This window comes from Streptomyces viridosporus (assembly GCF_002078235.1).
GTDB lineage: Bacteria > Actinomycetota > Actinomycetes > Streptomycetales > Streptomycetaceae > Streptomyces > Streptomyces viridosporus.
The window spans coordinates 1-7,930 of sequence record NZ_MSGP01000194.1 but is presented as its reverse complement, the minus strand read 5'-3'; the positions used below and the strand labels follow the sequence as shown (position 1 = coordinate 7,930).

General features: G+C 75.5%; 3 protein-coding genes. All 3 read right to left on the bottom strand.

The window, feature by feature from the left end; translation table 11 throughout:
• Positions 1-63: 63 nt before the first annotated feature.
• Complete coding sequence (locus B7L92_RS14425) at positions 64-1,314, bottom strand: MFS transporter (protein WP_081237854.1); 1,251 nt, start codon at positions 1,312-1,314, stop codon at positions 64-66.
• Between the two features lie 29 nt (positions 1,315-1,343).
• Positions 1,344-2,573 carry a cytochrome P450 gene (locus B7L92_RS14420; RefSeq protein ID WP_081237853.1) on the bottom strand — a complete coding sequence of 410 codons (1,230 nt, stop codon included), beginning with the start codon at positions 2,571-2,573 and terminating at the stop codon, positions 1,344-1,346.
• Positions 2,570-7,930: non-ribosomal peptide synthetase (locus B7L92_RS14415; RefSeq protein ID WP_081237851.1), on the bottom strand; the 5,361-nt coding region annotated here is incomplete at its 5' end. The genes B7L92_RS14420 and B7L92_RS14415, both read right to left, overlap by 4 nt.

Genomic DNA, 7,930 nt, shown 5'->3' with positions numbered 1-7,930 from the left:
GCGCGGACCTGTGCGCGCGGTCGGCCGCCCTCCGGGAGTAGCCCCCGGGCGGCGGGAGACCGCCTACCGCATCTCGCGCACCGCCCTGGAGCCCAGCACCGCCAGGCCGGTCGCGGCGAGCACCGCGGCCACCACCGAGAACAGGGCGAACGCGCCCCTGCCGGCCAGCGCCCCGCAGACGATCAGCGACAGCGGGGCGACGGCGTAGCCGAGCACCATGTCGACGGAGACGACGCGGCTGAGCACGTCCCGGGGGATGTTCCGCTGGATCCAGCTCAGTCCGAACACGCCCTGGAAGCCGATGGCGAACCCCATGGCGAGGACGGTCGCCACGACGACCGGGGTGCTGTGCACCAGTCCCAGGACGGCCATCCCCGCGCCGAGCCAGCCGGCCAGTGCGGCCACCAGCAGGCCGACCCTGGGCCGCCCGCCGAGGGCGCCGCCGGCGAGCGTGCCGAGCACGGCTCCCGCGGCGAGGGAGCCGTTGAGCACGCCGAGCGTGGCCGAGCCGCCGCGCAGCACCTGGTCGGCGAGGGTGGCGAAACCGACCGTGAAGGGCCCGGCGTAGCAGAAGTTGACGGCGGTGTCGAGGACGACGACGGTCCGCAGCCGCGGGTCGCGGGCGGTGTACGCGACGCCCTCGCGGATGCGGGCGGCGAGGGACGCCTGCTTCTCGGGCGTGCCGTCCGTGCCGGCGCGGGGCGCCCTGGGACGGGTGCGGACGCGGGCCACGCACAGGCCGCACAGGGCGAAGCAGACGGCGTCGACGAGGAAGGCGACCGGCGCCCGGGTCAACGCGATGACCAGGCCGCCGACGGCCGGGCCGAGGACGGCGGCGGTCCGCGCGCCGGCCCCCATCAGCGCGTTGGCCGGGGTGAGCAGTTCGTCGTCGACCACCGAGGGCAGGATGGAGACGCGCGCGGGCTGGAAGAAGGCGTCGACGGTGCCGAAGGCGGCGGCCGCGGCGCACAGCATCCACACCGTCAGGTTCCCGCTCAGCCCGGCCAGTCCGACGGCCGCCATCAGCACGGCCCGCGTCCAGCTGGAGGCGACCATGAGGGTGCGCGGGGACATCGAGTCGCCGAGACCGCCGCCGACCAGGGTGAACAGGGCGCGGGGGACGGCCTGGAAGGCCAGGACGTAGCCGAGGGTGAGGGTGGAGCCGGTCAGGCCGAGGGTGATCCAGGAGAACGCGACGACGCTGAAGCCGTCGCCCAGCAGGGACAGCGCCTGCCCCGTCCACAGGAGCCGGAAGGACCGGTGCCGGACGGGGGCCCACAGGCGTGGGCCGGCGTCGGCGAGGGTGGTGGCCATGGGGTGCCTTTCGTCGGACCGGGGCCCGGTCAGTAGTGGACGGGCAGCGCGGTGAGGCCGCGGTTGAGCAGGGAGGGCTGCCAGGTCGGGCGGCCGGGGTCGGCGAGGGTCAGGCCGGGGTGGTCGCACACCAGCGTGCGGACGGCGGCCACGGCGACCAGGCGGGCCAGGGCGGCGCCGATGCAGAAGTGGGCGCCGAAGCCGAAGCCGAGGTGGGTGGCGCCGCAGCGGCGGACGTCGAACCGGCCGGGGTCGGGGAAGCGGGCCGGGTCGCGGTTGGCGGCGGCGGTGACGAGGAAGATCCGGTCCCCGGCGCGCAGGGTGCGGCCGTCGAGGTCGAGGTCGCGGGCGGCGGTGCGGATGGACATCTTGGACGGGCCGTCCAGGCGCAGGGTCTCCTCCACCGCCCCCCGGGCCAGTTCGGGTTCGGCCCGTACGGCGGCCAGTTGGTCGGGGCGGGTGTGCAGGGCCAGGACGGTGTTGGCGATGAGGTTGCTGGTGGTCTCCCCGCCGGCGAACGCCATCTGGGTGAGCATCCCGACGAACTCCTCCTCGGTGACCGAGTCGCCGACCCGGCCCTCCCGGAGCACCTGGCTGATCAGGTCGTCGCCCGGTTCGGCGCGCCGCCGGGCGACGAGGGCGCCGAGGTAGTCGTCGAGGCTCACCAGCGCCTGGAGGGAGGCCCGGTACTCGCTCTCCTCCTGGGCGGTGCCGAGGACGAGGTCGGCGACACGGGCGTTCCAGTACCAGAAGGAGGGCCCGTCGGTGGGCGGGATGCCGAGCCAGCGGGCGAACACCAGGGCGGGCAGCGGTCTGGCGACGTCGGCCAGGAGGTCGCCGGTGCGGCCGGGCGTCGCCCGGCGGGCGAGGACGGCCCGGGTCGCCTTCTCGGTGAAGGCGCGGTAGCGGGCCACGGCGCGGGCGGCGAACGCCTCCTGGAAGACCTGGCGCAGCCTGCGGTGCTCGGGCGGGTCGTTGAAGACCATCCAGCGCGAGAGGATCCCGAAGGCCCGTTCGGCGTCCTCGCGGGCGCCCTGCGGGACGGCGTCCATCAGGGGCCGCACCCGGTCGGCGGAGACCGCGGGGTCGCGCAGGCAGCGCATCACCTGGTCGTACCCGGTGACGAGCCAGGCGTGGTGCAGGGGGCTCCAGTGGACGGGCGCGTGGTCGCGCAGGGCGTCGAGGTGGCCGTAGGGGTCGGCGATCATGTCCGGGGAGAGCAGGTAGCGCTCGGTAAAAACGGGAGCGTGGGTGGTCATCGGGTCCCTCCCCTCTCGGTGCGCCCGGCGGGGGCGGCGGTCCTCGCGGTGTCGGATTCCTCGATGCCGGTGAGCAGGCCGGCGATGCCGCGCACCCTGGGCTCGGCCATCATCGACATGTGGTCGCCGTCGCTGACGTGCAGCGTGAGCCCGCCGCCGGCCGTCTCGCGCCAGCGGGCGACGTAGGTGTCGTAGTCGACGTCCAGGCCGGGCATGGTGCGGCCGCGCGGCAGCCCCGCGGCCTCGCTGCCCACCACCAGGTGCACGTGGCCGGGGTACGGGCGGACCTCGTAGGCGGCGAGGGCGGCGAGCAGCGAGTGCCACACCTCGATCGGGGCGCCCTCGACGAGGGCGGCCTCGGCCGGGCTCATGCCGGCTCCGAGCAGGGTGGCGGTGAGCTCGGCGGTGGCCCGGTCGCGCTGCGGGGAGGGCGGCAGGTCGCGCAGCCGGTCCCGCAGGCGCAGCGCCTCGCGCAGGTCCCGGGTGACGTCCTGGAGCCGGGCGCGGGCGGCGGGGTTGGGCAGGTAGGGCTCGATGAGGACCAGCGGGGCGACGGTGTGTCCGGCCCGGTGGAGCTGGGTGGCCATCTCCAGGGCGATGTTGGCGCCCATGGACCAGCCGAGCAGGGCGTGCGGGCCGGTGCCGCCGTGCTCGGTGATCTCGGCGACGTAGTTGGCGGCGATGCCGGTGACGGTGCTCGGGTCGATGCCGCCGAGCAGGCCTCGCGCCTGGAAGGCGTGCACGGGACGGCCGGGCGGCAGGGCGCGGGCGAGCGGGACGAACCAGGCGGCGCTGCCGCCGGTGGGGTGCACGCACCACAGGGGCTCCCCGGTGCCCTCGCGCAGCCGTACCTCGGAGGTGACGGCGGCGGGCAGGCCCTCGCCCGCCGCGCGGACGGCGTGCCGGGCGAGCCGGGCGAGGGTGGGGTGCTCGATCAGGTCGCCGACGGAGACCGGCAGGCCGCGCGCGGTGGCCATCAGGGAGACGCGGACGGTGGACAGGGAACTGCCGCCGATGCGGAAGAAGTCGTCGTGGACGCCGATCCGGGACAGCCCGAGGACCTCGCGCCAGATCTCGGCGAGGACCTTCTCGGCGGCACCGGACGGAGCGACGTACTCGGTGTCGGCGCGGTCGAGTTCGGCCGGCGGCAGGGGCAGCGCCCGCTTGTCGGTCTTGCCGCTGCGGTTGACGGGCATCTCGTCGAGGACCACGAACCGCGCGGGCACCATGTAGCCGGGCAGGGAGGCCCGCAGGGCGCCGCGCAGCTCCTCCGGAGCGGGCCGGTGCCCTGCGGAGAGGACGAGGTAGGCGACGAGGGCGGGTTCACCGGGCAGGTCGGTGCGGTGCAGGACCACCGCCTGCCGGATGCCGGGGAGTCGCCTCAGGGCGTGCTCGATCTCGCCCAGCTCGATGCGGAAGCCGCGCAGTTTGACCTGGGAGTCGCGGCGGCCCAGCCACTCCACGGAGCCGTCCGGCCGGTGGGTGCCGAGGTCGCCGGTGCGGCACAGGCGGTCGCCGGGGGCCCCGTACGGGTCGGGGACGTAGGTGGCGGCGGTCAGGGCGGGCCTGCCGAGGTAGCCGCGGCCGACGGCGTCGCCGCCGAGGTAGATCTCGCCGGGGACGCCGGCCGGGACCGGCTGGAGGTCGTCGTCGAGGACGTGGACGCGGGTGTTGCGCATCGGGGTGCCGATGGGCGGGCGGCCCCGGCCGGGGGTCAGCTCGGCGGCGAGGGACCACACGGTGGTCTCGGTGAGGCCGTAGACGTTCTGGAAGCGGCGGCCGCGCGACCAGAGGTCGGCGAGTTCGGCCGGGCAGGCCTCGCCGGCGACCTGGAGCACCCTGAGGCCGGGGAAGGTGTCCTCGCCGAGGACGGCGAGGGCGCTGGGCGGCAGCATGGCGGCGGTGACGCGGTTCTCGCGCAGGGTGCGCGCGAGGTCGGGTCCGGGGCGCAGGTCGTCCCCGGGGGCGGTGACGAGGCAGCCGCCGTTGGCGAGGGACCAGGTCAGTTCCAGGATCGAGGCGTCGAAGCCGAAGGAGGCGAACTGCAGGACGCGGTCCTCGGGGGTGGGGTCCACCAGGTCGCGCTGGCCCTCGAGCATGTTGGACAGGCCGCGGTGCGCGATGGCGACGCCCTTGGGGGTGCCGGTGGAGCCCGAGGTGTAGATGATGTAGGCGAGGGTGTCGGCGTCGGCCTCCGGGCCGCCCGGCACGGGGCCTTGGTGCTCCGCGGGGGCGTCGAGGTGGACGACCGGCCCGGCGAACGGCACCGTGCCGTCCAGGGCCCGCTGGGTCAGCAGCACCCGCATCCCGCTGTCCTGTGCCATGAACGCGAGCCGCTCGGTGGGGTGTCGCGGGTCCAGCGGCAGGAACGCGCCGCCGGAGCGCAGCACGCCGACGGCGGCGCGCACCAGGTCCGGGCCGCGTTCGGCGCAGATGCCGACCACCGTCTCGGGCCCCACGCCGAGCCGCCGCAGCCGACGCGCCACCTGCTCGGCCTGCTCGTTCAGTTCGGCGTACGTGATCCGCTGCCCGAGGTGTTCGACGGCGGTCGCCCCCGGGGTGCGGGCGGCGTGGCCGGCGATGTGCTCGTGCAGGAGCAGCGGGGAGGACGGGACGACGGGACCGCGGGCCCAGTCGTCGAGGGCGGTGGCGCGGGCGGTGCCGGTGAGGGCGGGCCGGGTGACGCGGCCGTCGGGAGCGGCGGTCATGGCCTCCAGCTGGGCGCAGTACACGTCGGCCAGTTGCTCCGCGGTGGCGGGGGCCACGTACGCGGGGTCCACGTCGAGCGTGAAGGCGTTGACACTGGCGTTGACCAGCAGCGGGAACATGGTGCGGGCGATCTCCAGGGAGTCGTCCCAGGAGTCGTGGGAGAGGCGGTGGAAGTTGACGTAGTTGAAGACGGCGTCGGTCAGCCGCGGTTCGGTGGGCCGGAGTTCGGCGATGCGGACCAGCGGGACCCTGCGGTGCGGCAGCATGTCCTGCTCGGCCCGGAAGACGTCCCGCAGGTAGGCGAGCCAGGTGCCGCGCGGGCGGGCCACCCCGAACGGCACGGTGTTGAGGAACAGTCCGCGCATCCGGTCGGCGCCGGGCAGTTCGGGACGGCCGTTGGTGACCAGGCCGATGCTGTGGCCGGGGACGCTGTCGTCGCGGTCGGCGAACAGGCTCATGGTGTGGTGGAAGGCGGTCATCAGCACGGTGCGGCGCGGTACGCCCGCTTCCCTGGCGAGCCGGCCGATGCGTTCGGCGAGGTGGGCGTAGGAGCGGCGGACCTCGTGGACCGGCGGGTGGTCCTCGGCGGCGCCGTCCGTGCGGCGGCGGAGGGTGACCGGCCGCAGCTCGGCGAGCCGGTCGCGCCAGTACGCCAGTGACTCCTCGCTCGCCAGCGCGGCGCGCTCCAGGGCGACGTACTCGGCGAACGGCGGCGCGTTCGGCGGCTGCGGGGCGGTGCGGTGGGCGACGGCCTCCCGGTGCAGGGCGAGCAGGTCGGCGACGAGGGAGGTCAGGCTCCAGCCGTCCAGGACGACGTGGCAGTCGGTGAGGACGAGCCGCAGGTCGTGGTCGGTGACGTGGTGCAGGTGGATGCGGACCAGGGGGGCGGCGGCCAGGTCGAAGCGGCGGTCGAACTCCTCGTCGACGAAGCGGCGCAGGCGCGCCCGCTGCTCCTCGCGCGGCAGTGCGCGCAGGTCGGTGTAGACGACGGGGAGGCGGGCGGTGCGGTGGACGAGCTGGAGGGGCTCGCGGTAGGAGACGAGGTCGACGGAGGTGCGCAGGATGGGGTGGCCGGCGACCACCGCGTCCACGGCGGCCTGGAAGGCGTCGAGGTCGAAGCCCTCGGGGACGGTGATCTTCAGGTCGGTGACGTTGTGGTAGGCGCCGCGCCGGGGGTCGGCGAGCATCTCGTGGAGCATGCCCGCCTGGAGCATGGTGAGCGGGTAGGCGTCGGCGAGGTGGTCCGGCAGCCGGCCGGCGTCGGCGGGGTCCAGCTGGGAGAACGGGGCGACGGGCTCCGGTGCGTCGGCCGCGTCGGTGACGAGCGCGGCCAGGTCGGCCAGGGTGCGGGCGCGGAAGACGTCGGCGACGGTGAAGGCGAGCCCGGCGAGGCGGCCCAGGCCGACCAGGCGCAGGGCGAGGATGGAGTCGCCGCCGAGGTCGAAGAAGTTGTCGGTGCGGCTGACGTGTTCGGCGCCGAGCACCTGGCCCCACACTCCGGCCAGGGCCTGCTCGACGGGACCCTCGGGCGCCGCGTGGGCGCCCCGTCCGGCGGCTTGGGCGCGCACGGCGGCCAGCGCGGCGCGGTCCACCTTGCCGTTGGCGGTCAGCGGCAGCCGCTCGTGGCGCACGAACAGCGCCGGGACCATGTAGTCGGGCAGGCTCAGCCGCAGTCCCTCGCGCAGGGCGGGCGGGTCGAGCGGGCGGGCCTCGGCGGTGACGACGTGCGCGACCAGCCGGGCCGGGCCGCCGTCGGCGCGGGCCACCACGGCGGCGTCCCGGACGCCGGGCAGGGCGCGCAGCGCGGTCTCGATCTCGCCGGGCTCGATCCGGTGGCCGCGGATCTTCACCTGGTGGTCGGCGCGCCCCACGTAGGCGAGCCGGCCGTCGGGGAGCACCCGCACCAGGTCGCCGGTGCGGTACATGCGGGCGCCGGGGGCGCCGAAGGGGTCGTCCAGGAAGCGTTCGGCGGTCAGCTCGGGCCGGTTGCGGTAGCCGCGGGCGACGCCGCCGCCGGAGACGTACAGCTCGCCGACGGTGCCGGGCGGGACGAGCCGGCCCCAGGGGTCGAGGACGTACCCGTGCTGCCCGGCCAGCGGCCGTCCGATCGGCGAGCGGACCGTGCCGCGGACGTCGTCCTCGGTCACGGTGTGGATCGTGACGTGCACGCAGGTCTCGGTGATGCCGTACATGTTCACCAGGGCGGGCCGGTGTCCGGGGGCGGTGAACCAGTCGCGGTAGTCGCGCACGTCGAAGGCGTCGCCGCCGAAGATCACCGTGCGCAGGGCCAGGTCGCCGAAGCCGGCTCCGGCGTCCTCCAGGTGGGCGCGCAGGCCCTTGAAGGCGGCGGGGGTCTGGTTGAGGACGGTGACGCGCTCCTCGCGCAGCACGCGGTGCACGGCCGCCGGGTCGCGCACCTCGTCCGCGCCGAGCACGACGACGCGTCCGCCGCCGGTGAGCGGCGCCCACAGCTCCCACACGGAGAAGTCGAAGGCGGGCGAGTGCATCAGCGTCCACACGTCGGCGGGGCCGAAGTCGAAGTGCCGGTCGGCGGCGGCGAGCAGCCAGGCCAGGTTGGCGTGGGTGACCTCCACGCCCTTGGGGCGGCCGGTGGAGCCGGAGGTGTAGATGACGTAGGCGAGGTCGTC

Bases quoted from the DNA above. Each gene is read 5' to 3' on its own strand.
- B7L92_RS14425 (WP_081237854.1), bottom strand. From the start codon at position 1,314: ATGGCCACCACCCTCGCCGACGCCGGCCCACGCCTGTGGGCCCCCGTC.
- B7L92_RS14420 (WP_081237853.1), bottom strand. From the start codon at position 2,573: ATGACCACCCACGCTCCCGTTTTTACCGAGCGCTACCTGCTCTCCCCG.